The following is a 24810-nucleotide window of genomic DNA, read 5'->3' as shown; positions in this document are numbered from 1 at the left end:
AAATCATTTAGCGCAGACGACGGACGAAGGAGACGTGGTGACCGAGCAGACGCTGGCGCCCCGAACGGCCGAGCATGACGCGGCGGGAACACCCGCACGGGCCCCCGGCAAGGCCGCCTGGACCACTCTGGTGGTGGTCGGCGTCGCCCAGTTGATGGTCATGCTGGACTCGACGGTCGTGAACGTGGCCCTGCCCTCGATCGGGGCACAGCTGCCCGCGGATCAGACGGCCCTGCAGTGGACGATCAGCGGGTACGTCCTGGTGCTCGGCAGCCTGCTGCTCTTCGGTGGGCGCGTCTCGGACGTCCTCGGACGCCGCCGCACCTTCCTCACCGGCCTCACCGTCTTCGCCGTGGCCTCCGTGCTCTGCGGCATCGCGGGCAACCAGGAACTGCTCGTCGTGGGCCGCGCCGTCCAGGGCGCCGGAGCCGCACTGCTTTCCGCCGCCGCCCTGTCGATCATCTTGGCGGTCTACCAGGACGAGGAGCAGCGCAAGATCGCACTGACCGCCTGGAGCGGCCTCGGCGTGATCGGCGCGACCATCGGCGTGGTGCTCGGCGGGCTCATCGTCACGGCGATCAGCTGGCGCTGGGCCTTCCTGATCAACATCCCGGTCAGCATCGCGGCCGGCATCGGCGCCCTGCGCAGCATGCCCGCCCTCGACACGAGCAGCGGCCGCAAGCTGCGGCTGCCGTCGGCGATCGTGTCCACCGCCGGACTGGCCGCCCTGTCCTTCGGACTGATCCGACTGCACGAGGGGTTCGGCGACCGGAACGCCTGGATCAGCATCGGCGCCGCCGCGGTCCTGCTCGCCGCGGTCACGTTCATGGAGATCGGCCGGGTCGACCCGCTGCTCCCGCTGCACCTGCTGCGCAAGCCCACCTACTGGCTGTCCAGCGTCGGCCTGCTCCTCGTGGCCGCCGTGATGATCAGCAGCTCCTTCCTGGCCAGCATGTACTTCCAGCGGGTCCACGAGATGAGCGCCTTCGTCACCGGCCTCTCACTGCTCCCCATGGGCCTGGCCGCCCTCGTGGTCGCGCTGGTCGCGCCGTCACTGGTCAACGGCCTGGGCCCGGGCGGAACGTACGCGGCCGGGGCGGCCCTGCACGTGGTCGGCACGGGCATCCTTGCGGCCGGCACCAGCAGCGTCGCGCTCACCGCGTTCGCGCTGGCCGTGATCGGCGCCGGTCTGCCCGCCTGCTACGTCCCGCTCTTCGCCATCGGCACCTCGCACGTCGAGGTGGCGGAGTCCGGTGTCGGCTCCGGCCTGCTCAACACCTTCAACGAGACCGGCGCCGCCCTCGGCATCGCCGTCATCGGCACCGTCCTCGCCACCTCGGTCGACGGCCGTCTCGACGACGGCGGTTCGGTCGCGGACGCGACCACCGCGGGTGTCGGCAACGGCTTCCTGGCCCTGACCGTGTGCTCCGGCACCGCCGTCGTGATCGCGCTCGTGCTGCGGTCGCTGACCCGCGCTCCCGAAGGCGCCGACGCCTGAGGGCGACCGCAGGGCCGGTCGTACCCGGCTGCACGCACCGGCCCCTGCGACGAAACGGGACTCCGGTAGCCGGGCGACTGGCTACCGGGTCGCCAGCCGCCTGCTCACCGGCTCACCGCCACCGGCTCACCGGCTGCCGGGGTCCCGCTCCCCGTCCGCGGTCATTCCTCCGGCGGGAAGACCGGTTCGCCCGTCGTCGCCAGGGTGATCATGATGGCCTCCACCGGGCAGCCCTCCGCAGCCGTGAGGATCGGCTCGTTCGCGTCCGACTCGGCGGTGCGCGGGTGGGACTGGCGCGCCGTGTCCAGGACGAAGCCGTCCGGGGCGTGGTTCACGCACATGCCCGAGCCGATGCAGACCCCCCGGTCCACCTCGACCTGCCAGCGGTCCCCCATCAGGCACCCGCCTCGGCGGCGCCCGCTGCATACGTCGCCGGAAGGTGGATCATCTTGTGTTCCAGGTACTCGCTCAGGCCCTCGGGGCCGAACTCCCGCCCCAGGCCGCTGTTCTTGTAGCCGCCGAACGGCCCCAGCATGTCCAGGCTGAAGGTGTTCACATTGAAGGTGCCGGTGCGGATCCGGCGGGCGAAGTCGATGCCGCGCTCGATGTCGGCGGTCCAGACGCTGCCGCTGAGGCCGAACTCCGAGTCGTTGGCCACCCGTACCGCCTCGGCCTCGTCCCCGTAGGGGATCAGGCAGACGACCGGGCCGAAGATCTCCTCGCGCGCGATCCGCATGGAGTTGTCGACGTCACCGAAGAGGGTGGGCTCCACGTACCAGCCCTGCTCCAGGCCCGCCGGACGGCCGCCGCCCGCCAGGACCTTCGCGCCCTCCTCCTGCCCGATGCGGATGTAGTCCAGCGAGCGCTGCTGCTGCCGCTTCGCCACGAGCGGGCCGAGTTGGGTCGCCGGGTCGAGCGGGTCGCCGACGACCAGCGCGCCGGCCGCCGCCGCGAGGGCCTCGGCCACCTCCTCGTACTGGCTGCGGGGAGCGAGGATGCGGGTCTGGGCGACGCAGGCCTGACCGTTGTTCATCCAGGCCGCGGGCACGATCCCGGCGACCGCGGTCTCCACGTCGGCGTCCGGGAGGACCACGGCGGCCGACTTGCCCCCGAGTTCGAGGGTGACGCGGGTGAGGTTGCGCGCGGCGACCTCCATCACGCGCTTGCCGGCCGCGACCGAACCGGTGAAGGAGACCTTGTCGATGCCGGGGTGCCCGACCAGGTACTCGCTGACCTCGCGGTCGGCGGGCAGGATCGACAGCACGCCCTCGGGGAGCCCGGCCTCGCGCGCGATGTCGGCGAGGATGTAGGAGTCGAGCGGCGCCTCGGGCGACGGCTTGAGGATCACCGTCGAGCCGGTCAGGAGGGCAGGCGCCAGCTTGGCCGCCGCCACGAACTGCGGGACGTTCCACGGAATGACCGCGGCGACCACGCCCACCGGCTCCCGGCGCACCAGGATCGGGCCGAGCACGCCCTGGCGGTGCTCCTCGTACGGGTAGGCGCGGGCGACCGTGATCGCGGCGTCGTAGACCATCATCGGGCCGAGCGCCTGGGCGAGGACGCTCCAGGAGTAAGGGGAGCCGTTCTGGGAGCTGATCGAGCGGGCTATCTCCTCGTGCCGGACGGCGATGGCGTCCTTGATCCGGGAGACGACGGCGATCCGCTCGTCCAGGCTCATCCGCGGCCAGGGCCCCTCGTCGAACGCCGTGCGCGCGACGGCGACGGCGCGGTCGACGTCAGCCTTCGAGGCGTGCGGGACGGAGCCGATGACCTGCTCGGTGTGGGGGGAGACGATCCGGATCGTGTCGGTGCCCAGCGGATCCGTCCACTCCCCGCCGATGAACAGCTTTCCGTGTTCCACGAGCTCGGTCATGGCTGAGGCCTCCTGCGGCTTGGCGTTCCAGAACTGATACCAGTTCTAGTTAGAGGAGTCCACGGCCAGGACTGAACCTCCGTCAGTGCGGCGGAGAAGATCGAACGACTAGTCAGGGAGCCCGGAAAGTGGTCGACTTGGGCTACTACTGGAACACGTTCTCGTCCGAGGGCGACGACAGGGGAGGGCGGGCGCATGACGGAGGACACGCCACGGGTCACGGAGGAGGCGTCACGGGTCGCCGGAGGCGCCCCGCACGTCACCGGAGGCACCGCACACGTCACCGGTGACGCCCCGCACGTCATCGATCACGGCGGCGGCGTATGGGCCATCAAGGTCCCCATCCCCGACAACCCCCTCGGACACACCCTCGTCCACGTCCTCGACACCGACCGCGGCCCCGTCCTCATCGACACCGGCTGGGACGACCCGGCCTCCTGGGACACCCTCGCCGCACTCGGCACCGCCGTCACCGACGTCCACGGCGTGGTCATCACCCACCACCACCCCGACCACCACGGCCTCTCCGGCCAGGTCCGCGAGGCCTCCGGCGCCTGGATCGCCATGCACGCCGCCGACACCGAGGTCGTCGTACGGACCCGCGCCTCCGAGCCCGGCGTCTGGTTCGACTACATGAGCGCCAAACTCGCCGCCGCCGGAGCCCCCAAGGAACACATCGCCCCGCTGCGCGCCGCCCGCGCGAGCGGCCGCATGCGGACCCTGCCCGGCCTGCGCGCCGCCGTCCCCGACCGGGAGATCGTCCCCGCCGAGCTGCTCCCCCTCGCCGGGCGCCGACTACGCGCGATCTGGACCCCCGGCCACACCCCCGGACACGTCTGCCTGCACCTCGAGGAAGCGCACCCGGCGAACCTCCCCGGCCACGGCCGCCTCTTCTCCGGGGACCACCTGCTGCCCGGGATCTCCCCCCACATCGGGCTGTACGAGGCCCCGGAGGACACCCGCGTCACCGACCCGCTCGGCGACTACCTCGACTCCCTCGAACGCATCGGCCGCCTCGGACCCGCCGAGGTGCTCCCCGCCCACCAGCACGCCTTCACCGACGCGCCCGCCCGCGTACGGGAGCTCCTCGACCACCACGAGGAACGGTTGAGGGGCCTCTTGGCCCTGCTGGCCGAGCCGCTGACCCCGTGGGGGCTGGCCGAGCGGATGGAGTGGAACCGGCCCTGGGAGCAGATCCCGTACGGCTCCCGCAACATCGCCGTCTCCGAAGCGGAGGCCCATGTGCGGCGGCTGGTCAAGCAGGGCCGCGCCGAGGCGGTGCCGGGGACGGAACCGGTGGCGTACCGGGCCGTGTAAGGGGCGACCGGCCCCTGCACCCCGGGGCCCGCCGGTTACGGGCCGGTAGAGTGAACCTGTCGTCCACACCTCTGTACGGGGGGAAGCCGGTGCAATTCCGGCGCTGACCCGCAACCGTGAACACCCCCGGCACCGCCCGGGCGGGAAGCCGGAATGCCCCGTACCGAAGGTGCGCGGCTCGTGCCGCCGGAGCCCCCGGTGGCCGGCACCGTCGAGGTAAACGGAGCCGGAGCCCGGTGCCTGTGCGTGCCTGCTGCCGGTTCCCCCGTACGAGAGGCACCACCCCCCTATGAACGTCCGCCGCAGCGCAGCCGCGCTCGCCGCCTCCGCCGTGCTCTGCGTGGGCGCCGCCCCCGCAGCCCTCGCCGACACCGCGCCGCCCGCCTCCCCCTCCGCACCCCCGGTCATCCCCTCTGGCCTGTACGGCAAGAACGACCCCACGTACGACGGCGTGTGGCGGCAGTCCTTCGCACTGCTCGCCCAGCACACCGTCGGTGTCGAGCCCGCCGGCCAGGCCGTGGACTGGCTCGTCGGCCAGCAGTGCGCGACCGGTGGCTTCGCCTCCTTCCGCCCGAACGCCGCCGCCGCCGAGTGCGACGCGAACACGATGTACGACACCAACGCCACCGCGGCGGCCGTGCAGGCCCTGAAGGCGCTCGGCGGCCACGACACGACCGTCAGGAAGAGCGTGGACTGGCTGAAGTCCGTCCAGAACGAGGACGGCGGCTGGAGCTTTGTCCCCGGCTCCCCCAGCGACGCCAACTCCACCGCCGTGGTGATCAGCGCCCTGGCCGTGGCGGGCGAGAAGCCGGCCGAGGTCAAGTCCAAGGCGGGCAAGTCCGCCTACGACGGCCTGCTCCCCTTCCAGCTGGGTTGCACCGCCGAGCCGGCCACCGACCGGGGCGCCTTCGCGTACCAGCCGGCCGACGGCAAGCTCCTCGCCAACGCCGACGCCACGGCCGCCGCCACCCTGGCCGGCCTCGGCAAGGGCGCGGCCGTCGTCCCGTCCGCCGAGAACACCCCCGCCGCCCCGCTGGCCTGCCCGGCCGCGAACGCCGCCGACCCGGTGGCCGCCGCCCAGGGCGCGGCCGGCTACCTGGCCGAGGCCCTCAAGAAGGACGGCCACCTCATGGCCGTCACCCCGGGCGCGGACCAGCCCACCCCCGACACCGGCAACACGGTCGACGCGGTACTGGCCCTGGCCGCCGCCGGCCACAAGGAGTCGGCGGCGGGCGCCCTGAAGTGGCTGGAGACCAACTCCGCCGAGTGGGCGAAGGGCAGCCCGGCCGCGCTGGGCACCCTCGTCCTCGCCGCGCACGCGACCGGCAACGACCCGAAGTCCTTCGGCGGCACCGACCTCGTCGCCGCGCTGAACGCGACCGGCCCGGCCCCGCAGGGCGCGGACACCGACGCGACGAAGGTGGACAGCAAGAAGGAGGAGCCCTCGGGCGGCCAGAACGTCTGGTGGATCGTCGGTTCGTGCGCCGCGGCCGGTGTCGGCATCGGCATCCTGCTGAGCGGCCGCCGGAAGAAGAACGAGTCCTGATGCGCCGCCGCCCGCCCGCCGTGGCCCTCGCCCTCGGGATCGCCCTGGCCCTGCTGGCCGCCTCCCCGGCGCTGGCGGCCGGCTACCGCTACTGGTCGTTCTGGGACGGCTCGGCGGGCGGCCGGTGGTCCTACGCCACCCAGGGCCCCTCGATGGCCCGTCCCGCGGACGGCGCCGTCCAGGGCTTCCGCTTCTCGGTGAGCAAGGACGCGGCGGCGCAGGCGGCCCAGCCGCGCGCAGCGGCCGACTTCGAGACCGTCTGCGGGGCGACCGCCCCGACGGAGGGCACCAAGCGGGTGGCGCTCGTCATCGACTTCGGCGTCCCGGAGGACGCCCCGGCGGTCGACGCCCCGCCCGCTGCCGCCCCGCGCACGGCCTGCGCGCAGGTGGCCTCCGAGGCCACGACGGCCGAGGCGCTGGCCTCGGTCGCCAAGCCGCTGCGCTACAACAGCGCGGCGCTGCTGTGCGCGATCTCCGGCTACCCGAAGCAGGGCTGCGGCGACCAGGTCGCCGACGGCGCGGCCGGGACCCCGGACCCGGCGCGGTCCGCCGCTGCGGAGTCCGCCGCTCCGGAGTCCGGCGGGGGCCCGTCCGCGGGCCTGCTCGCGGGCATCGCCGCGGTGGCCGCCCTCGCCGCGGCCGGCGTCTGGCAGTCCCGCCGCCGTACGCGATGACCGGCCCCGGCGCCGCGGCGCACCCCGGCAACGGCGCCGAGCCGACCAGCACGGACACTGGCGCACCCCGAACCGCGCCCGCCACCGGCACGGCCCCGGGCACGGGCACCGGCACCGGCACCGGCACCGGCACGGGCACGGGCATCGGCATCGGTATCCGCCGGGCACGGCCGCAGGCCCACCGCACCCCCACCGGAGCCGCACCCGGCGGCCTGCCCCCGGCCCGCCGGAGTCCGGCCGCGGCGCAGGTCCCCGCGCACCGGTCGACGTACGAAAAGTGGAGGCCCCCGCAGTCCGGCCGGGCCACCGCCCTGCACGCGGGGGCCTGGTGGCTGTGGGCCCTCGGCCTCGCCACCGCCGCCTCCCGCACCACCAACCCGCTGCTGCTCGGGCTGATCATCGGCGTCGCCGGGTACGTGGTCGCGGCGCGCCGCACCGACGCGCCCTGGGCCCGCTCCTACGGCGCCTTCCTCAAGCTCGGCCTCTTCGTCATCGGCCTGCGCCTGCTCTTCTCGATGCTGCTCGGCTCCCCCCTGCCCGGCTCGCACCTCCTCTTCACCCTCCCGGAGATCCCGCTCCCGGCCTGGGCCCAGGGCATCCGCTTCGGCGGCCGCGTCACCGCCGAGCAGCTCGTCTTCGCCTTCTACGACGGCCTGAAGCTGGCCGCGCTCCTGGTGTGCGTCGGCGCCGCGAACGCCCTCGCCAATCCGGCACGGCTGCTGAAGTCCCTCCCGGCCGCCCTGTACGAGGCCGGGGTCGCCGTCGTCGTCGCCATGACCTTCGCGCCGAACATGGTCGCCGACGTCGCCCGCCTGCGGACCGCCCGCCGGCTGCGCGGCCGGCCCACGGGCGGGGTGAAGGCCATCCTCCAGATCGGCCTGCCGGTCCTGGAAGGCGCTCTGGAACGCTCCGTCGCCATCGCCGCATCGATGGACGCGCGCGGCTACGGCCGTACCGCCGAGGTACCGCCCGCCGTCCGGCACACCACCAACGCCCTCACCCTCGGCGGCCTCCTCGGCACGTGCGCGGGCACGTACGGCCTGCTCGCCGCGCAGGGCGCCGCGTACGGGCTTCCGGTGCTCGGCGCCGGTGCGGCCCTGGCCGTCGCGGGCCTGCGCCTGGGCGGCCGCCGGTCGGTGCGGACCCGCTACCGGCCCGACCGCTGGGGGCCGCGCGCCTGGCTGGTCGCCGGATCGGGCGCGGCCGTGGCCGCCGTGCTGATCCACGCCGGTTCCGTCGACCCCGCCGCCCTGCACCCGGGCGTGGTCCCGTTGACGGCCCCCACGTTCCCGCTCTGGCCGGCGGCAGCGATCCTGATCGGCCTGCTGCCCGCCTTCGTGGCACCCGTACCGCCCGAGGAGGCGTCGCAGTGATCCGCTTCGAGCAGGTGTCGGTCACCTACGAGGGCGCACCCGCCCCCTCCCTGCAGGGCGTCGACCTGGTGATCCCCGAGGGGGAGCTGACGCTGCTGGTCGGCCCGTCGGGCGTCGGCAAGTCCACCCTGCTGGGCGCGGTCTCCGGGCTGGTCCCGCACTTCACGGGCGGCACCCTGCGCGGCCGGGTCACGGTCGCCGGCCGGGACACGCGCACGCACCAGCCGCGCGAGCTCGCGGACGTGGTCGGCACGGTCGGCCAGGACCCCCTCGCACACTTCGTGACGGACGTGGTCGAGGACGAGCTCGCCTACGGCATGGAGTCGCTGGGCCTGCCACCTGCGGTGATGCGCCGCCGGGTGGAGGAGACCCTGGACCTGCTGGGCCTGAACGAGCTGCGCGACCGGCCGATCGCGACGCTGTCCGGCGGCCAGCAGCAGCGGGTCGCGATCGGCTCGGTCCTCACCCCGCACCCCCGGGTGCTGGTGCTGGACGAGCCGACGTCCGCGCTCGACCCAGCCGCGGCGGAGGAAGTCCTCTCGGTCCTCCAGCGCCTGGTCCACGACCTGGGCACGACCGTGCTGATGGCGGAGCACCGGCTGGAGCGGGTCGTCCACTACGCCGACCAGGTCCTGCTCCTGCCGTCGCCGGGCGCGGCCCCGGTCATCGGCACCCCCGCCGAGATCATGGCCGTCTCCCCGGTCCACCCGCCGGTGGTCTCCCTGGGCCGCCTCGCGGGCTGGTCCCCCCTCCCCCTCTCGATCCGCGACGCCCGCCGCCAGGCCGCTCCGCTGGTGGCCCGCCTGTCCGCTGCGCCAGGCATCCCGGACCGCCTGTCCGGGCCCGCCCGCCCCGCCGCTTCCCAGGGCTCCGCCCCGGACGCCTCGCCTCGAACGCCGGCGCTTGAGGCGCGGGGGTCCGGGGGCGGAGCCCCCGTCGCCGAAGCCCCCGGCCTGCTCGCGCGCCTGCTCCGCCGCGGCCGGCCGAGCCCCGACTCCGACCCCGCCCGCGCCCCCCGGGAGACCCCGGCCGAGGTCCGCCGGGTCACCGTCCGCCGCGGCCGCGTGCAGGCCCTGCACGACGTCACCCTCACCGTGGCCCCCGGCGAAACCGTCGCCCTCATGGGCCGCAACGGCGCCGGCAAGTCCACCCTCCTCTCCACCCTCGTCGGTACGGTCACCCCCACCACCGGCGAGGTGACCGTCGGCGGCCGCACCCCCCACCGCACGGCACCGCCCGAGATGGTGCGCCGCGTCGGCCTCGTCCCGCAGGAACCCCGCGACCTCCTGTACGCCGACACGGTCGCCGCCGAATGCGCCGCCGCCGACTCCGACGCCGCCGCGCCTCCCGGTACCTGCCGGGACCTCGTCTCCGCGCTGCTTCCGGACGTCTCCGACGACGTCCACCCGCGCGATCTCTCCGAGGGCCAGCGCCTGGCCCTCGCCCTGGCCCTGGTCCTCACCGGCCGGCCCGCCCTCCTGCTCCTGGACGAGCCCACCCGCGGCCTGGACTACGCCGCCAAGGCCCGCCTGGTCGAGATCCTGCGCGGCCTGGCCGCCGACGGCCACGCCATCGTCCTGGCCACCCATGACGTGGAACTCGCCGCCGAGCTGGCCCACCGCGTGGTGATCCTGGCCGGCGGGGAGATCGTCGCGGACGGTCCGACCGCCGAGGTCGTCGTCTCCTCGCCCGCCTTCGCGCCGCAAGTGGCGAAGGTCCTCGCCCCGGCCCCCTGGCTCACCGTGCGCCAGGTAGCCGAGGCCCTGGACGCGGCCGAGGCCCTCGACGCGGCGGAGGCCCGGTGAACCGTCCCGCCCACCCCACCAGTCCCGCCCACCCCTCCCGCTCTGCCCGCCCCGTCCGGATCGGCCCCCGCGCCGCTGTCACCCTGCTCCTCGTCACCCTCATCGGCATCGCGGCCTTCGGCTGGCCGCTGCTCGCCGACCGTCAGTCGGGGCTCGCCCACGCGCAGGACGCCCCCTGGCTCTTCGCCGCGCTCCTGCCGCTCCTGGTGGCGGTGGTCGTCGCGACCATCGCCGACAACGGCATGGACGCGAAAGCGGTGGCGATGCTCGGTGTGCTCGCCGCTGTCGGGGCAGCGCTGAGACCTCTGGGCGCGGGTACCGCCGGGCTGGAGCCCATGTTCTTCCTGATGGTGCTGAGCGCGCGGGTCCTCGGTCCCGGCTTCGGTTTCGTCCTGGGCTCGGTGACGATGTTCGCCTCCGCCCTGCTGACGGGCGGGGTCGGGCCGTGGATGCCGTTCCAGATGCTGGCGATGGGCTGGTTCGCGCTGGGGGCCGGGCTGCTGCCGGGCCCGGAGAGGATCCGGGGCCGGGCGGAGCTGCTGATGCTGGCCGCGTACGGCTTCGCGGGCTCGTTCGCGTACGGCACGGTCATGAACCTGCAGGGCTGGGTGCTGCTGCAGGGCATGGGCCAGGGCATCTCCTTCCATCCGGGGGATCCGGTGGCTTCGAACCTGGCGCGGTTCGCCGCGTACTGCCTGGCGACCTCGGTGGGCTGGGACCTGGGCCGGGCGGCGCTGACGGTCGTACTGACCCTGACCCTCGGGGCGACCCTGCTGAAGGCGCTGCGCCGGGCGACCCGCAGAGCCGCGTTCGACGCCCCGGTCTCCTTCGATCCGGGAGCCGGAATCGCCACGAACCCGCCCTCAGAAGGGGTACGAACGGCAGCGGAGGGTGACATTCGGGGCCTGCCCCGGTGACCCGCCCCATAGGGTGTGGATCACATACGAACCCGGCTAGTAGGCCTCGGAGCCACTGGACCCACCCCTACGGGGGTCGGTGGGGCCCCTGCTGCGAGGACCACTAGTACGCGGGACCTTTGCCAGGGCGCCGGGGCGTCTGTAGAACTGGATGAGTCGCAAGGCGGCAGGGTCACTTCACCCGCCGCCGACGAACCCCTCTCCTTCGCGTGAGTGGCTCACGCACGTCTTCGACGTGCCCGCGACCGTCCTTGTCCCCGTCGGAAGGTTCCCTCCGTGTCCAACGCCATCATCCGCCGCATCGCCATCTCGAAGAAGGCCCTCGCGGGCACCGTCGTCGCCCTGGGCGTCGCCGGCTCCATGCTCGCCACGGTTCCCGCCCAGGCGGCCCCGGTGAGCGCCAAGGCGATCGCGCAGCAGATGATCAAGGACCCGGCCCAGTTCGCCGCCTTCGACAAGATCATCTCTCACGAGAGCGGCTGGAACCACACCGCGACCAACCCCTCCTCCGGCGCGTACGGCCTGGCCCAGGCCCTGCCGGCGTCGAAGATGGCCTCCGCGGGTGCGGACTGGAAGACCAACCCGGCCACCCAGATCAAGTGGGGCCTGGACTACATGAACGACCGCTACGGCAGCCCGGTCGGCGCCTGGAACTTCTGGTCCGCCAACCACTGGTACTAAGCCGCGGCACGCAGCACGCAGCACGCAGCACAGCAGACATACGAAGGCCCCGGTGGCCGGCCTCCCCAGGTCCGGCCTCCGGGGCCTTCTGCATCCCATCCCACGGGACTCAGGGGCGCCTCACAGGCGCTGGATGATCGTGCCGGTCGCCAGCGCGCCTCCCGCGCACATGGTGATCAGCGCGAACTCCTTGTCACGGCGCTCCAGCTCGTGCAGCGCGGTGGTGATCAGCCGGGCGCCCGTGGCGCCGACGGGGTGACCGAGGGCGATGCCCCCGCCGTTGACGTTGACCTTCTCCAGGTCCTGGTCGAAGACCTGCGCCCAGGACAGGACCACGGAGGCGAAGGCCTCGTTGATCTCGACGAGGTCGATGTCCCGCAGCGACATCCCGGCCTTGCCGAGCACGGCCCGCGTCGCGTCGATCGGCCCGTCGAGGTGGTAGTGGGGGTCGGCGCCGACGAGCGTCTGGGCGACGATCCGGGCGCGCGGCTTGAGCTTGAGGGCGCGGGCCATCTTGCGCGAGGCCCACATGACGGCGGCGGCGCCGTCGGATATCTGCGAGGAGTTCCCCGCGGTGTGCACGGCGGTGGGCATGACCGGCTTGAGCCGGGCCAGCGCCTCCATGCTCGTGTCCCGCAGCCCCTCGTCCCGGTCGACCAGACGCCACATGCCCTGCCCGGCGGCCTGCTCCTCCTCGGTCGTCGGCACCTGCACGGCGAAGGTCTCGCGCTTGAACCGCTCCTCGGCCCATGCGGCCGCGGCCCGCTCCTGGGAGAGGAGCCCGAGCCGGTCGACGTCCTCGCGGGACAGGCCCCGGTGGCGGGCGATCCGCTCGGCGGCCTCGAACTGGTTGGGGAGGTCGACGTTCCACTCGTCCGGGAAGGGCTTCCCCGGGCCGTGCTTGGATCCGGAGCCGAGCGGCACCCGGCTCATGGCCTCGACGCCGCAGGCGATGCCGATGTCCATGACCCCGCCGGAGATCATGTTGGCGACCATGTGGTTGGCCTGCTGGGAGCTGCCGCACTGGCAGTCCACCGTCGTCGCGGCGGTCTCGTACGGGAGCCCCATGGCGAGCCAGGCGTTGCGGGCGGGGTTCATCGACTGCTCGCCTGCGTGCGTCACGGTGCCGCCGACGATCTGCTCGACGCAGTCGGGCTGGATTCCGGTACGGGCCAGCAGTTCGCGGTAGGTCTCACCGAGCAGGTAGGCGGGATGGAGGTTGGCGAGCGCGCCCCCGCGCTTACCGATGGGGGTGCGTACGGCTTCGACAATGACGGGTTCCGCGGCCATGAGCTCGTCCTCTCCTGCACTGCGTCAGCACGGCGGGCCGTCCCGGCGGCCCGCCCCGAACTAGTACGCGTTCTAGTTCTCCCCGCAGTCTTATGACCTGAGGCCCCGGCACGCAAGGGTCTTGCACGCGCCCTGCACGGATTCCACACGCAACAGTTGGCGCCGCGACCCTTGTCAGTTCTAGAACTCGTTACTACCTTCAAGCCAACTTCTGATGGTCCGTCAGACTTTGGAGTTGCCCGATGTCCTGCCCCGCACTGCCCGAAGGCTTCGACGCCACCGACCCGGACCTGCTGCAGAGCCGCGTCCCCTTCCCGGAGTTCGCGCAGCTGCGGCAGACCGCGCCCGTGTGGTGGTGCCCGCAGCGTCGGGGTGTCACCGGCTTCGACGACGAGGGCTACTGGGCCGTGACCCGGCACGCGGACGTCAAATACGTCTCCACGCACCCGGAACTGTTCTCCTCGACGACCAACACCGCGATCATCCGGTTCAACGAGCACATTCCGCGTGATGCGATTGATGCCCAGCGTCTGATCATGTTGAACATGGACCCGCCGGAACACACCCGCGTACGCCAGATCGTGCAGCGCGGCTTCACCCCCCGGGCCATCCGCGGCCTGGAGGCGGCGCTGCGGGACCGCGCCCGGAAGATCGTCGAGGAGGCCGCGGCCACGGCGGCCGACGGCAGCTTCGACTTCGTCACACAGGTGGCGTGCGAGCTTCCGCTGCAGGCCATTGCCGAACTGATCGGCGTACCGCAGAAGGACCGCGCGAAGATCTTCGACTGGTCGAACAAGATGATCGCCTACGACGACCCGGAGTACGCGATCACCGAGGAGGTCGGCTCCAACGCGGCGATGGAGCTCATCGGCTACGCGATGAACCTCTCCGCCCAGCGCAAGGAATGCCCGGCCAAGGACATCGTCACCCAGCTGGTGGCGGCCGAGGGCCAGGGCAACCTCGGCTCGGACGAGTTCGGCTTCTTCGTACTGCTGCTGGCGGTCGCGGGCAACGAGACCACGCGCAACGCCATCAGCCACGGCATGCACGCCTTCCTGACCCACCCCGAACAGTGGGAGCTCTACAAGGCGACCCGGCCGTCGACCGCAGCCGAGGAGATCGTCCGCTGGGCCACCCCGGTGGTGTCCTTCCAGCGCACCGCCACCCAGGACACCGAACTGGGCGGTGCGAAGATCAAGGCGGGTGACCGGGTGGGCATGTTCTACTCCTCCGCCAACCACGACCCCGAGGTCTTCACGAACCCGGACGTCTTCGACATCACCCGTGACCCCAACCCACACCTGGGCTTCGGCGGCGGCGGCCCGCACTTCTGCCTGGGCAAGTCCCTCGCTGTGATGGAGATCGACCTGATCTTCAACGCCCTGGCCGACGCGCTCCCGAACCTCCACCTGACGTCCGAGCCCCCACGCCGCCTTCGCGCGGCCTGGCTCAACGGCATCAAGGAACTCCGCGTCACCCACCCCTGACCCCGCCGGCGTCTGAGGCGCGCGGCCCGCAGCAGAGCCCCACCCCTCCAACCCCGCCGCTCCCCCTCCAGCCCCGCCGGCGTTTGAGGCGCGGGGGCTCGGGGGCAGCGCCCCCGCAACGGCGCCGCACCCGTTCGAGTGGCAGCCCCGCCCGAACGGGGTGATCCTGACAAACAGCGGCGATCCAGCCGAAGGGGCGCCGGGGCGATGTGCGCCCCGGCGCCCCTTCGGCCTCGTACGGCCCGGCCGGGCCCTGAGAGGCCCGGACACGGCCACGGTCACCCCATGCGCAAGATCGCGCACGTCGTCGTCGCGTGGGCGTAGAGCTTCCCGTCATGCGTCCCGATGACCCGCGCCTCGGCGGTGGCGGTCGTCCGCCCGACGTGCAGGGCGGTGCCCTCGCAGCGCAGGGTGGGGGTGTCCGCCATGACCGGCCGGATCATGTGCACCCCGAGCTGCACCGTGGTGTAGGCGGTGCCGGCCGGGAGCAGGGTCATCACGGACGAGCCGAGCGCCGAGTCGAGCAGGGTCGCCAGAAAGCCGCCGTGCACCGTCCCCATGGGGTTGAGCAGGTGGTCGCCCGGGTCTCCCTCGAAGACGGCGACTCCCTCGGCGGCCTCGGTGAGCCGGAAGCCCAGGGTGCTCATCATCGACGCGCCGGGCAGTTCGCCCTTGAGGCTGGCCCGGAGGATCTCCAGTCCGCTCATGCCGAGGATCTGCGGGGTCATCTCGGGCCGCGGCTGCCAGGTGTGCGTGCGGCTGCGGAGCGGGGCGCCGGCCTCGGGGGCGCCGGCCTCGAGGGCACTGGTCTCATACGTGGTCATGGCAACGACCCTAGGCACGGCCCGGGCGGATCGGGAGTGTCGGATCCGGCAGCTTCCGCACGGATTCCGACAGCCGCACCGGGGTCGCTCGGCGTTACCGTGGAGCGGTGAAAATCGCCGTACTGGCCCTCGACGGGGTCTTCGACTCGGGCATCTCCGCCGTCCTGGACGTGCTGCACACTGCCGACGTGCTGCGCGGCCGGGTGGCCGGAGCCCCGCCGCCCGCCTTCGACATCCGTACGGTCGGCGTGCGGCGCCGGGTCCGTACCGGACTCGGCCACCGCATCGACACCGAACCGACCGCCGTGGCCGAGGACGCGGACCTGCTGGTGGTGCCCGCGTTGATGGAGCGCCGCCCGGACGCCCTCGTCGAGGCCGTCGCGTCGGCCGCGCACCGCCCGGCCCGCCGGGTCCTGGCCGGGGCCCGCGAGCGCGGCACCCCGCTCGCCACGTCCTGCACCGGGACGTTCCTGCTGGCCGAGGCCGGGGTGCTGGACGGACAGCGGGCGACGACCAGTTGGTGGCTGGCCCCCTTCTTCCGGGACCGCTACCGCCGGGTCACGCTCGACGAGACCCGGATGGTCGTCAGCTCCGGCGGGATCACCACGGCCGGCGCCGCGTTCGGCCATCTCGACCTGGCCCTGTCGATCGTCGGCACGCGCAGCCCCGCCCTCGCGGATCTGGTCCGGCACTACCTCGTCGTCGACGACCGCGCCTCACAGGCGGCGTACGCCATCCCCAGCGCCCTGGCCCGCCACGACCCGCTCGTCGCCGCCTTCGAACAGTGGGCGCGGACCCGACTCGCGGAGCCGGCGCCGATCGCGGACGCGGCCCGGGAGCTCGGCGTGAGCGAGCGCACCCTCCAGCGCGCGGTCGCCCGTACCCTCGGCCGCACGCCCGTCGGGCTGGTGCAGGACCTGCGGGTGGAGCAGGCCGAACACCTGCTGCGCACCACGGACCTACCGCTGGCGGCGGTCGCCCGGCGGGTGGGGTACGAGAGCCCGGGACCGCTGCGGACGCTGCTGCGCAGGCGGCGCAACGGTGGCTGATGCGGCAGCGCCCCGGGGGGCGCCCTCCGGGGCACGCCCCCGAAACACCCCGCTAGGAACGCGACCCCGCGACGGGCTCGGCGGTGGTCGTCCCGGGCGCGGCGGGCGCCGCCCGTTCCGCGTCGTCCCGGCCCTGCTGCGCCGGGAGGTTCATGTGCAGGCCCCGCGGTCCGGACAGCGCATAGACGAGACCGAAACCGGCGGACACGACCACGGCTCCGCCCACGGCGTCCAGTACCCAGTGATTGGCGGTGGCCACGATCGCGCCCACCGTGATCAGCGGGTGCAGCGCCCCGAGCAGCTTCTGCCAGCCCTTCGGCGCCAGCACCACGATCACGATCCCGCACCACAACGACCAGCCGAAGTGCAGCGAGGGCATCGCCGCGTACTGGTTGGAGATCGCGGTCATCGCCCCGTACGAGGGGTTCGCCAGGTCCTGCGGCCCGTGCACGGTGTCGATGAAGCCGAGACCGGGCATCAGGCGCGGCGGCGCGAGCGGGTAGAGCCAGAAGCCTATGAGGGCCAGCACCGTGGCCAGCCCCAGCGAGGCCCGCGCCCACCGGTAGTCGCCGGGGCGCCGCCAGTACAGGACGCCCAGGATCGTCAGCGGGACCACGAAGTGGAAGGAGGTGTAGTAGAAGTTGAAGAACGCCTCCAGCCAGGGCGTGTTCACCACGGCGTGGTTCACGGCGTGTTCGATGTCGATGCCCACCGCGCGCTCGATCCCGTGGATCTGGCTGCCGTTGCCCTCGGCAAGGCTGCGGCTGGTGGGTGCGGCGGCCCGAATGTGCGAGTAGATCGAATAGCCCACCCGTATCAGCAGGAGTTCCAGCAGCAGGTTCGGGCGGGACAGCACGCGCCGCCAGAACGGCATCAGCGGCACCCGCGCCCAGCGGGCCGTCGCGGGCCGCCCGTAGTCGGTGGGGACGGGCTCGCGCCAGTAGGGCGACGAGCGCGGGAGGAACGGTACGGCGCAGGCCGCGGCCACGGCGATGAGCAGCAGCACGTTGTCGCGTACGGGGGCCAGCGCGGCCAGGTTCGGCAGCAGCATCGTGCTCGGAAGGGTCATGGCGAGGACCACGGCCACCGGCCACACCGGCCGATCGGCGGCCCGCTTGCCCACCTTGCCGGCGACGGCAAGGAGCACCCAGAGCAGCTGGTGGCGCCAGCCGGTCGGGGACACGGCGACGGCCACGCAGCCGGTGACGGCGACGGCAAGCAGCAGCTGGCCGTCGCGGGCGTAGCGGACCGCGCGGCGCAGGCCGATCCAGACGACGGCGGCCGCGAGGGCGGCGTACAGCAGGATCTCTAGCGGGCCGGTCAGGCCGAAGCGCAGCAGCGCGCCGTGCACGGACTGGTTGGCGAGGCCGTCGGGGGCTCCGCCGAGGCCGGCACCGGCCAGGTGCTGGACCCAGTACGTCCAGGAGTCGCGCGGCATGGCCGCCCAGGACAGCGCGGTGGCTCCGGCGAAGGTCACGGCGGCGGCGCGCGCGGTGGGGCGGCGTCCGGTCAACCACAGAAGCGGGGCGAACAGCAGCAGCGCCGGCTGGAGCGCGGCGGCGAGGCCCACGAGGAATCCGGCGGGCCGGTCGCCGGGCACGCGGAACACGGCGACGAGCACCAGCAGCACGGGCAGGACGGCGGTCCGGCCGGGTGAGGCGGCCTCGCGGACGGGGAGCGAGACCATCATCAGGGCCGTGAGCACGGGCGCGGCGAGCAGAGCGCTGCGCCGCGGCACCGGGTCGGGCAGGCCACGGGCGGCGACGAGCCCGATGGCGGCGACGCACAACAGCGTCACGAGGGTCCAGGCGACCTCCAGCGACGGGGCGGCGGCGAGGCCGACCAGCGGCTTGAGGACCAATCCGGCGAAGGGGGTGTCGGAGAACTGGCCGGTGTCGTAGACCGATCCGGGCAGACTGCCGGAGAGGTGGAAGCCGCTCAGCCACTCGCCCGGTGGCACCCGCAGCACGGCGACGGCCTGTCTGACGGCGAGCGCGCCGGCCAGCGCCCACAGGAGGAGGCGAGCCGCCCCGAGCCTGCCGTGACCGCCTATGACTCCGGCATGTCCGTTCGCACCGCTGTGCTCCGCCGCGTTAGCCACGCCTCGCCGGCCTCCCGCCCTGTTGACCGCAACCCTGACTTCGCCTGGCTGCCGCGCTCCATTACCCGCACGACGATATCCCCCGCGGGATGTGTTGGAGGGCCCTCGTGGGCATCGCGAAGACCGACACGCCTGCCGACCTGCGAAGCCCTCTCCCCGACCGGCCGGACCGGGGAGCTGCGGGCTCTCCAGGTGCGGACACCGGACTTCATGGCGAAGCTGAGGTGGACAGGCATTCCGTGGAGAAGACGGCCCATGTCCATGCTCGACAAGCTCAAGGACCTCATCAAGGGACACCCTGACCAGGCCCGCCAAGGCGTCGAGAAGGCCGGAGACGCCTTCGACGCGAAGACCGGGAACAAGTACCAGAGCCAGGTCGACACGGCGCAGCAGAAGCTCAACGAACAGATCGGCAAGGAGCCGCCCATGTCCGGGGAGGGCAAGCCGCCCCAGACCTGAGACGCGCGACGCGCTTCCGGACCGGCACGGTGGCCGGCACGGTGGCCGGCACGGTGGCCGGCTTCGGCGCAGGGACCGCACCACGGTGCGGTCCCTGCGTCTACGGTCCTGCGGCGGGGTCCGTTACGAGCCGGGCCGGATCACCGACGCCTGCCGGCCGGGCAGGTGTAGGAAACTGCACGCATGTCATCGAGGCCGGGCGCACGGCCCGGCCGGTGTTTCATGAGAGGTGTCCTGTGCCTAGCGTCGTAAAGATCAACGTACTGACGGTCCCTGCCGAGCAGCGGGAGATCCTGGAGCAGCGCTTCGCCTCCCGGGCCGGGTTGGTGGAGAACTCGGACGGGTTCGAGTGGTTCGAGCTGCTGCGCCCGGTGGAAGGCACGGACCAGTACCTCGTCTACACGCGTTGGCGTTCGGAGCAGGATTTCCAGGCGTGGATGGAGGGCCCGATGAAGGCCGCCCACCAGGGCGGCGGTCAGGGCGGCGGTCAGGGCGGCGGCGAGCGGCCGAAGCCCGCGGCTTCCGCCTCGACGGTGTGGTCGTTCGAGGTCGTGCAGCAGGCGGCGCCGAAGCAGGCCTGATGCGGTGCGCGTCGCGGGCCCGGGTCGGGGCCCGCGACGCGGCGGACGGTCAGCCGGAGAGACGGGCCAGCGCCAGAACCTCAGCCCCAGAAGACGTCTTCCTCGTCGATGTCCGCGGTGCACTGGTCGACATCGGTGATCTTGTTCCCGATGATCGTGAAGAAGAGCCCCTGGCGGATCTCGATGCCGCGGTCACCGCGGTCGGCGCGGGCCGTGTGGAAGCTCATCACGTGCCCCCGCCCGTCCGCCAGCACCGATTCCAGATCCACCTGGAAGGTGCCCTTCGTCTCCTCGCCGAGGCGGCGGTAGAAGTCCAGGACGTTCTCCCGCCCCTTGTGGTGCCCGGACAACGGGTTGCTGCCCGGCACGTGGTGGATGACGTCGGCCGTGAACAACGTGCTCATCGTCTCCATGTCGCCTCTGCCGAAAGCCTCGTAGCCACGGCGGACCAGGGCACAGTCGGGATGCTCTGACATGGCGTTCCCACCCTCCGGGTACGCAGGGAATGTCCTTTTTCCTATCATCGGCCCGGCCTTGTGGATATTCCACGCGGGAGATCCGCCGCGAACTCCACAATGACGCCATGACCACTCTCAGCGAACACCCCACACCCGCCCTGTCGTGGACCGTGACCCCGGAACCGTTCACCACCCGGGACGCCACCGCCCTGCGCCGCGCGTACTACGCCGAGGTCGCCGGCCGTTACTGGAAGCGGCAGGTCACCGAGACCGAGATCGATCAAGGGCTGCTGGACTTCCCGGACGACGAGCTGACCCCACCGACGGGACGGTTCGTCGTCGGCAGACTGGACCGCGAGCCCCTGGCGTGCGGCGGGATCCGACTGATCGACCCCCGGACCGCCGAGCTCACCAGGGTGTACGTCGACCGGCGCGCCCGCGGAACCGGCGGCGGGGCGGCGCTGCTGAAGGTCCTGGAAGCGGAGGGCCGTGCGCTCGGCGCCGAACGGGTCCGGCTGGACACCCGGTCGGACCTCGTGGAGGCCCGGGCGTTGTACGCGCGACACGGGTATGCGGAAATACCGGCCTACAACTCCGGCCCGTACGCAGACCACTGGTTCGAGAAGCGCCTGGTCTGAGCCCGCGTCCCGGCGACCGCACCGCGCACGGCCGCGTCCGCCGCGGCCGCCGCTAGTGGGCGGCGTGGTCCCGGCGCGGCAAGGCGTCGTAGGGCTCCTCGGCGTCGGAACCGCACAGCTCCGTGTTGATCTGCCGCACCAGCTTCACCAGGTCCGTCGGACGGTCCGGGCCCCACCAGTCGCCGAGCAGCTCGGCGAGGGACTCCTGCCGGGCCTCGGCGAGCTTCGCGGCGCACGCACGCCCCTCGTCGGTCAGGACCAGCGGCAGCCCGTTCCGGACGGCGAGTCCGCGCTCCTCGATCTGGCGTGCGGCGTCCGTGACGACCTTCAGCGGCACGTTGACCCGCTCCGCGAGCAGTGCGGGCTCCGCGGAGCCGTACCTCTTGATCCGCAGCAGCAGCCAGCTGGAAGCGGGCAGCAGGTCGTAGCCCGCCTTCTCGGTGATCTTCTCGTAGACGTGGCGGCGGCCCTCACGGGTGCCGAGGACCGACAGGGCGCGGGCGACCTCGTCGTGGGAGGACCGCTGGACCGGGTTGGAGGCCAGGGTCTCCGTCACATCGGGGGCGGTGACCGAACCGCGGAGCTTGTCCTCCTTCAGGAACCAGGCGATCACGAAGGCGATCAGGACGATCGGCACCGCGTAGAGGAACACGTCGGTGATGGCGGTCGCGTAAGCGTCGAGCACCTGCGGTTGGAGCTCGGCGGGCAGTGCGCCGATGGCCCGCGGGTCTGCCTCCAGCTGCGCGATGCTCGCACCGGCCGGCAGCGTGACGCCCGCGAGGGAGGCTGCCAGCTTGTCGTCGAGCTGGTTGGTGAAGACCGTGCCGAAGATGGCGACGCCGAAGGAGGCGCCGATGGAGCGGAAGAAGGTGGCACCGGAGGTGGCGACTCCGAGGTCGGCGTAGCTGACCGCGTTCTGCACCACCAGGACGAGCACCTGCATGACCAGGCCCAGTCCGGCGCCGAAGACGAAGAAGTAGACGCTCATCTCCCAGGTGGAGCTGGTGCGGTGCAACTGGTGCAGGAGGAGCAGACCGAGCGCGGTCACCGCCGTGCCCGCGATCGGGAAGACCTTCCAGCGCCCGGTACGGCTGACGATCTGGCCGGAGACGGTGGACGTGAGCAGCATGCCGATCACCATCGGCAGCATGTGGACGCCGGACATGGTCGGTGAGACGCCCTGGACGATCTGGAGGAAGGTCGGCAGGTAGACCATCGCGCCGAACATCGCGAAGCCGACGACGAAGCTGATCGCCGAGCAGAGGGTGAAGGTGCGGATGTGGAACAGACCCAGCGGCAGGACGGGTTCGGCGGCTTTGCGCTCCACGAGGAGGAAGCCGACGAGCAGTACGGCGCCGAGGACGGCGACGCCGATGATCCGGGCCGAGCCCCAGCCCCAGGTTCCGCCGAGGGAGGCGACGAGCACGAGACAGGTGGCGACGCAGGCGATGAGGAAGGTACCGAGGTAGTCGATGGTGTGCTGCGAGGAGCGCGCCGGAATGTGTAGGACGGCGGCAATGACGACGAGCGCGACGAGACCGATCGGGAGGTTGATGTAGAAGACCCAGCGCCACGACAGGTTGTCCACGAACAGGCCGCCCAGCAGCGGGCCCAGCACGCTGGTCGCACCGAATACCCCGCCGAAGAGGCCCTGGTACTTGCCGCGTTCGCGCGGCGGGACGATGTCGCCGACGATCGCCATCGACAGCACGATCAGTCCGCCGCCACCCAGCCCCTGCAGGGCGCGGAAGCCGATGAGCTGGGGCATGTCCTGAGCGATCCCGCACAGCGCCGACCCGATGAGGAAGAGGACGATGGCGTACTGGAAGAGCTTCTTGCGTCCGTACTGGTCACCGAGCTTGCCCCACAGGGGGGTGGCGGCGGTGGAGGCGAGCATGTAGGCGGTGACGACCCAGGACAGGTGCGCCATGCCGCCGAGGTCGCTGACGATGGTCGGCAGGGCGGTGGAGACGATGGTCTGGTCGAGGGCGGCGATCAGCAGGCCCAGCAGCAGGGCTCCGATGGAGACGAGGACGTCGCGGGAGGCGTGCTCGGCGGCGGGGCCGGTCTTCTCCGGGTCGAAAACTGGGCCCGGGCCCTGCGCGCTCACATCCTGAGCCATCGATACCTCCTCAGGCCGGATCGACATCTCCATCCTGAGCGGTGTGTCCGGTTATGGCCTCTCGGACGGTTGGGAGGTCCCCTGCGGGTCTGCATAATCGCAGGCAATAACCAGGGAGGGAGTCCAGTGAGCCGTCAGCACTGTTCGGAATGCGGTGCCGCCGGGGCCGGCTGCGGATGCGGATCGGGTGTGGGTTTCACCCCCTTGCGCATCCGCCCGTACGTAACGTTGCCCGACCCTGTCGAACCGGACGCCCCGGTGTCCCCGCAGCCGGTGTCAGGGGTGGTGGCCCCGGAGCCGCAGGCACCTGCGCCCGCGCCTGCGCCTGACGACACCCCGGCGTACGGGATACCCGGGATACCCGTACCACCACAGGACGGGCCGTGGCCCGCGGGGCCTGCCGGACCTGCACCCGCCCCGCACCCGGACGAGACTATCCAGCTCCGGACGATCCCGGCAGCGGGCCACACGTACGGCAACGAAAGGGGAGGGGGCGGGGGCGGGGGCCCGGAGAAGCGAACCGGCCCGACCTCCCGCAAGCCACTCGCCCTGCTGATCGGCGCCGCGGCGGCGGTCGCCCTCAGCGGGACGGCCGTGGCGGTGTGGGCGCTCCCGAGTTCCGCCGAGAACGAGGCCGTGCTGCTGGACGCGAAGGCCTCGGTGCCCGTGACGGGCGCCGCCCCGGCTGCGCCCCCCTCCACGAGCCCGTCCCCGAGCAAGGGCAGCCCCTCTCCCTCGGCCTCCCCCTCACCGAGCGCCTCGAAGTCGCCGTCTCCGTCCCCGTCGCCGAGCGCCTCCCGCACATCGGCGTCCCCGTCCCCCAGCCCGTCTCCGAGTGCCATCCGCTCCTCCAGTCCGCCGCCCAAGCAGGCCCCGACGCTGCGGCACGGGGATTCGGGTTCGGAGGTGGAGAAGCTCCAGCGGCTGCTGGCGGCGCAGGGCCTGTACCGGGGCCGGATCAACGGCCGGTTCGACTGGCGGGTGGAGGACGCCGTGTCGGAGTTCCAGTACGAGAGGGGCATCGACGATCAGGAGTGGGGCTTCTACGGGCCGGTCACCCGCAAGGCTCTGGAGGGATGAGCGTCACATGTCCGCTGGTGGCGAGGACCGCCCTTTGTTTTGTATCGTAAAGGAACAAAGTGGTTCCGTCCTCTCACCCTGACCGGTGGACGGAACCACTTGTTCTCTTTCCCGCCCCGTCTGGAGTGCCCCCGATGCCGGCCAGCACCACCACCGCACCCGTCGCCCTCACCGCCAAGGCCCTGCTCCTGGACATGGACGGCACGATCGTCAACTCCGACGCGGTGGTCGAGCGCTGCTGGCACGAATGGGCGGTCTCCCACGGGCTGGACCCGCAGGAGGCCATGAAGGTGGTCCACGGACGCCAGGGCTACGCCACCATGGCCGTACTCCTGCCGGACCGCCCCATGGAGGTCAACCACGCCGAGAACGCCGTGATGCTGGCCCGCGAAACGGCCGACACCGACGGAGTGGTCCCGGTCGCTGGCGCCCCGGAATTCATGGCCGCGATCGACGGGCTGCCGCACGCTCTGGTCACCTCCGCCGACACCGCCCTGGCCACGGCACGAATGACCGCCGCCGCCCTGCCGATGCCCGAGGTACGGGTCACGGCCGAGTCCGTCCGGGCCAGCAAGCCCGACCCCGAGGGCTTCCTCATGGGCGCCGCCGCGCTGGGCGTGGATCCGGCCGACTGCATCGTCTTCGAGGACTCGGGCGCGGGCATCACCGCGGGCCGGGCGGCGGGCATGCGCGTGATCGGCGTGGGACCCCGGGCAGCCGTCCACGCCCCGACGGCCCACGTCCCGGACCTGACGGCGCTCCACGTCACGACCACCCCGGACGGCTCGATCACCATCACGCTCCACCCGACGGCCTGACACCCGAACCACAGGACGCCACCGGGCCTACGAAGCCCTGTCGGGCGGGCGAGCGAGCGGGGTCGGAACCTGGGGCGAGGGCTTCGGGGGTCGGCAAGTACGGCGGTGGGGGGGGGGGGGGGGGGGGGCCCCCCCCCCCCCCCCGCCGGCGCCGGCCCCCCCCCCCCCCCCCCCCCCCCCCCCCCCCCCCCCCCCCCCCCCCCCCCCCCCCCCCCCCCC

At 72.7% G+C, this 24810-nt stretch carries 22 protein-coding genes and 1 riboswitch; of the genes, 15 read left to right on the top strand and 7 right to left on the bottom strand.

The window, feature by feature from the left end:
• The first annotated feature begins 37 nt into the window (after window positions 1-37).
• Complete coding sequence (locus ACIQK6_RS32715; RefSeq protein ID WP_402696254.1) at window positions 38-1498, top strand: MFS transporter; 1461 nt, start codon at window positions 38-40, stop codon at window positions 1496-1498.
• Window positions 1499-1659: 161 nt separating this feature from the next.
• Here ACIQK6_RS32715 and ACIQK6_RS32710 read toward each other — a convergent pair whose 3' ends face one another.
• Both ACIQK6_RS32710 and ACIQK6_RS32705 read right to left on the bottom strand, forming a co-directional pair.
• On the bottom strand, window positions 1660-1893 hold the full coding sequence (locus ACIQK6_RS32710; protein WP_328790616.1) for a ferredoxin: 234 nt from the start codon (window positions 1891-1893) through the stop codon (window positions 1660-1662).
• Window positions 1893-3371, bottom strand: a complete 1479-nt coding sequence (locus ACIQK6_RS32705) for an aldehyde dehydrogenase (protein WP_329102467.1) — start codon at window positions 3369-3371, stop codon at window positions 1893-1895. Before ACIQK6_RS32705 ends, ACIQK6_RS32710 begins: the two co-directional genes overlap by 1 nt.
• Before the next feature lie 195 nt (window positions 3372-3566).
• Here ACIQK6_RS32705 and ACIQK6_RS32700 point away from each other — a divergent pair, with 195 nt between their 5' ends.
• The 7 genes from ACIQK6_RS32700 (at window position 3567) to ACIQK6_RS32670 (ending at window position 11684) form a co-directional block, all read left to right on the top strand.
• The gene (locus tag ACIQK6_RS32700; RefSeq protein WP_402696251.1) at window positions 3567-4688 is read left to right on the top strand and encodes an MBL fold metallo-hydrolase; all 1122 of its coding nucleotides are present in this window, start codon (window positions 3567-3569) and stop codon (window positions 4686-4688) included.
• 79 nt (window positions 4689-4767) lie between these two features.
• A riboswitch (cobalamin riboswitch) is annotated at window positions 4768-4847 on the top strand.
• A 130-nt stretch (window positions 4848-4977) separates the two neighbouring features.
• Window positions 4978-6234 (top strand): prenyltransferase/squalene oxidase repeat-containing protein, encoded by a 1257-nt coding sequence (locus ACIQK6_RS32695; RefSeq protein ID WP_402696249.1) that lies wholly within the window; start codon window positions 4978-4980, stop codon window positions 6232-6234.
• Window positions 6234-6908, top strand: coding sequence for an SCO2322 family protein (locus ACIQK6_RS32690; RefSeq protein ID WP_402696247.1), 675 nt, complete (start codon window positions 6234-6236; stop codon window positions 6906-6908). Before ACIQK6_RS32695 ends, ACIQK6_RS32690 begins: the two co-directional genes overlap by 1 nt.
• Window positions 6881-8281 (top strand): energy-coupling factor transporter transmembrane component T, encoded by a 1401-nt coding sequence (locus ACIQK6_RS32685; RefSeq protein WP_402696348.1) that lies wholly within the window; start codon window positions 6881-6883, stop codon window positions 8279-8281. The genes ACIQK6_RS32690 and ACIQK6_RS32685 overlap by 28 nt, the downstream gene beginning before the upstream one ends.
• Window positions 8278-10086, top strand: a complete 1809-nt coding sequence (locus ACIQK6_RS32680; protein ID WP_402696245.1) for an ABC transporter ATP-binding protein — start codon at window positions 8278-8280, stop codon at window positions 10084-10086. Before ACIQK6_RS32685 ends, ACIQK6_RS32680 begins: the two co-directional genes overlap by 4 nt.
• Complete coding sequence (locus tag ACIQK6_RS32675; protein ID WP_329102455.1) at window positions 10083-11003, top strand: ECF transporter S component; 921 nt, start codon at window positions 10083-10085, stop codon at window positions 11001-11003. Before ACIQK6_RS32680 ends, ACIQK6_RS32675 begins: the two co-directional genes overlap by 4 nt.
• A 276-nt stretch (window positions 11004-11279) precedes the next feature.
• Window positions 11280-11684, top strand: coding sequence for a transglycosylase SLT domain-containing protein (locus ACIQK6_RS32670; RefSeq protein WP_329102453.1), 405 nt, complete (start codon window positions 11280-11282; stop codon window positions 11682-11684).
• Window positions 11685-11804: 120 nt separating this feature from the next.
• On the opposite strand, the gene ACIQK6_RS32665 is transcribed toward ACIQK6_RS32670, so the two are convergent.
• Window positions 11805-12974: a steroid 3-ketoacyl-CoA thiolase gene (locus ACIQK6_RS32665; RefSeq protein ID WP_030390693.1), complete on the bottom strand. Its 1170-nt coding sequence runs from the start codon at window positions 12972-12974 to the stop codon at window positions 11805-11807.
• A 242-nt stretch (window positions 12975-13216) separates the two neighbouring features.
• Between ACIQK6_RS32665 and ACIQK6_RS32660 the strand changes: the two genes are divergently transcribed.
• Window positions 13217-14461, top strand: coding sequence for a cytochrome P450 (locus ACIQK6_RS32660; protein ID WP_329102452.1), 1245 nt, complete (start codon window positions 13217-13219; stop codon window positions 14459-14461).
• Between the two features lie 278 nt (window positions 14462-14739).
• Here ACIQK6_RS32660 and ACIQK6_RS32655 read toward each other — a convergent pair whose 3' ends face one another.
• Window positions 14740-15285: a PaaI family thioesterase gene (locus ACIQK6_RS32655; RefSeq protein ID WP_402696242.1), complete on the bottom strand. Its 546-nt coding sequence runs from the start codon at window positions 15283-15285 to the stop codon at window positions 14740-14742.
• 107 nt (window positions 15286-15392) lie between these two features.
• On the opposite strand from ACIQK6_RS32655, the gene ACIQK6_RS32650 reads away from it, so the two are divergent.
• Window positions 15393-16334 (top strand): helix-turn-helix domain-containing protein, encoded by a 942-nt coding sequence (locus ACIQK6_RS32650; RefSeq protein ID WP_329102450.1) that lies wholly within the window; start codon window positions 15393-15395, stop codon window positions 16332-16334.
• Window positions 16335-16386: 52 nt separating this feature from the next.
• Here ACIQK6_RS32650 and ACIQK6_RS32645 read toward each other — a convergent pair whose 3' ends face one another.
• Window positions 16387-18435, bottom strand: a complete 2049-nt coding sequence (locus tag ACIQK6_RS32645) for a bifunctional glycosyltransferase 87/phosphatase PAP2 family protein (RefSeq protein ID WP_402696240.1) — start codon at window positions 18433-18435, stop codon at window positions 16387-16389.
• Window positions 18436-18690: 255 nt separating this feature from the next.
• On the opposite strand from ACIQK6_RS32645, the gene ACIQK6_RS32640 reads away from it, so the two are divergent.
• Together ACIQK6_RS32640 and ACIQK6_RS32635 are read left to right on the top strand one after the other, a co-directional pair.
• Window positions 18691-18894, top strand: coding sequence for an antitoxin (locus tag ACIQK6_RS32640; protein ID WP_329102447.1), 204 nt, complete (start codon window positions 18691-18693; stop codon window positions 18892-18894).
• Window positions 18895-19130: 236 nt separating this feature from the next.
• Complete coding sequence (locus tag ACIQK6_RS32635; RefSeq protein WP_329102445.1) at window positions 19131-19475, top strand: antibiotic biosynthesis monooxygenase; 345 nt, start codon at window positions 19131-19133, stop codon at window positions 19473-19475.
• 80 nt (window positions 19476-19555) lie between these two features.
• On the opposite strand, the gene ACIQK6_RS32630 is transcribed toward ACIQK6_RS32635, so the two are convergent.
• On the bottom strand, window positions 19556-19951 hold the full coding sequence (locus ACIQK6_RS32630) for a nuclear transport factor 2 family protein (RefSeq protein ID WP_329102443.1): 396 nt from the start codon (window positions 19949-19951) through the stop codon (window positions 19556-19558).
• Between the two features lie 107 nt (window positions 19952-20058).
• Here ACIQK6_RS32630 and ACIQK6_RS32625 point away from each other — a divergent pair, with 107 nt between their 5' ends.
• Entirely contained in the window at window positions 20059-20571 is a 513-nt protein-coding gene (locus ACIQK6_RS32625; protein ID WP_329102441.1) for a GNAT family N-acetyltransferase, read from the top strand.
• A 52-nt stretch (window positions 20572-20623) separates the two neighbouring features.
• Here the strand turns inward: ACIQK6_RS32625 and ACIQK6_RS32620 are convergent, their stop codons facing one another.
• Window positions 20624-22693, bottom strand: coding sequence for an MFS transporter (locus tag ACIQK6_RS32620; RefSeq protein ID WP_329102439.1), 2070 nt, complete (start codon window positions 22691-22693; stop codon window positions 20624-20626).
• Between the two features lie 906 nt (window positions 22694-23599).
• On the opposite strand from ACIQK6_RS32620, the gene ACIQK6_RS32615 reads away from it, so the two are divergent.
• Window positions 23600-23773, top strand: a complete 174-nt coding sequence (locus tag ACIQK6_RS32615) for a peptidoglycan-binding domain-containing protein (protein WP_329102437.1) — start codon at window positions 23600-23602, stop codon at window positions 23771-23773.
• A 134-nt stretch (window positions 23774-23907) separates the two neighbouring features.
• Window positions 23908-24591, top strand: coding sequence for an HAD-IA family hydrolase (locus ACIQK6_RS32610; RefSeq protein ID WP_329102434.1), 684 nt, complete (start codon window positions 23908-23910; stop codon window positions 24589-24591).
• The last annotated feature ends 219 nt before the right edge of the window (window positions 24592-24810 follow it).

The sequence above is a fragment of the Streptomyces sp. NPDC091682 genome (genome assembly GCF_044756625.1).
Classification (GTDB): Bacteria; Actinomycetota; Actinomycetes; order Streptomycetales; family Streptomycetaceae; genus Streptomyces.
The sequence above is the reverse complement of the archived record's forward strand: the minus strand, read 5'-3'. Positions and strand labels throughout refer to the sequence as shown.

Excerpts from the sequence above, each read along its gene's own strand:
- ACIQK6_RS32710 (WP_328790616.1), bottom strand. The coding sequence starts at position 1,893 with ATGGGGGACCGCTGGCAGGTCGAGGTGGACCGGGGGGTCTGCATCGGC.
- ACIQK6_RS32705 (WP_329102467.1), bottom strand. The coding sequence starts at position 3,371 with ATGACCGAGCTCGTGGAACACGGAAAGCTGTTCATCGGCGGGGAGTGG.
- ACIQK6_RS32700 (WP_402696251.1), top strand. The coding sequence starts at position 3,567 with ATGACGGAGGACACGCCACGGGTCACGGAGGAGGCGTCACGGGTCGCC.
- ACIQK6_RS32695 (WP_402696249.1), top strand. The coding sequence starts at position 4,978 with ATGAACGTCCGCCGCAGCGCAGCCGCGCTCGCCGCCTCCGCCGTGCTC.
- ACIQK6_RS32690 (WP_402696247.1), top strand. The coding sequence starts at position 6,234 with ATGCGCCGCCGCCCGCCCGCCGTGGCCCTCGCCCTCGGGATCGCCCTG.
- ACIQK6_RS32665 (WP_030390693.1), bottom strand. The coding sequence starts at position 12,974 with ATGGCCGCGGAACCCGTCATTGTCGAAGCCGTACGCACCCCCATCGGT.
- ACIQK6_RS32660 (WP_329102452.1), top strand. The coding sequence starts at position 13,217 with ATGTCCTGCCCCGCACTGCCCGAAGGCTTCGACGCCACCGACCCGGAC.
- ACIQK6_RS32655 (WP_402696242.1), bottom strand. The coding sequence starts at position 15,285 with ATGACCACGTATGAGACCAGTGCCCTCGAGGCCGGCGCCCCCGAGGCC.
- ACIQK6_RS32640 (WP_329102447.1), top strand. The coding sequence starts at position 18,691 with ATGTCCATGCTCGACAAGCTCAAGGACCTCATCAAGGGACACCCTGAC.
- ACIQK6_RS32630 (WP_329102443.1), bottom strand. The coding sequence starts at position 19,951 with ATGTCAGAGCATCCCGACTGTGCCCTGGTCCGCCGTGGCTACGAGGCT.
- ACIQK6_RS32625 (WP_329102441.1), top strand. The coding sequence starts at position 20,059 with ATGACCACTCTCAGCGAACACCCCACACCCGCCCTGTCGTGGACCGTG.
- ACIQK6_RS32620 (WP_329102439.1), bottom strand. The coding sequence starts at position 22,693 with ATGGCTCAGGATGTGAGCGCGCAGGGCCCGGGCCCAGTTTTCGACCCG.
- ACIQK6_RS32610 (WP_329102434.1), top strand. The coding sequence starts at position 23,908 with ATGCCGGCCAGCACCACCACCGCACCCGTCGCCCTCACCGCCAAGGCC.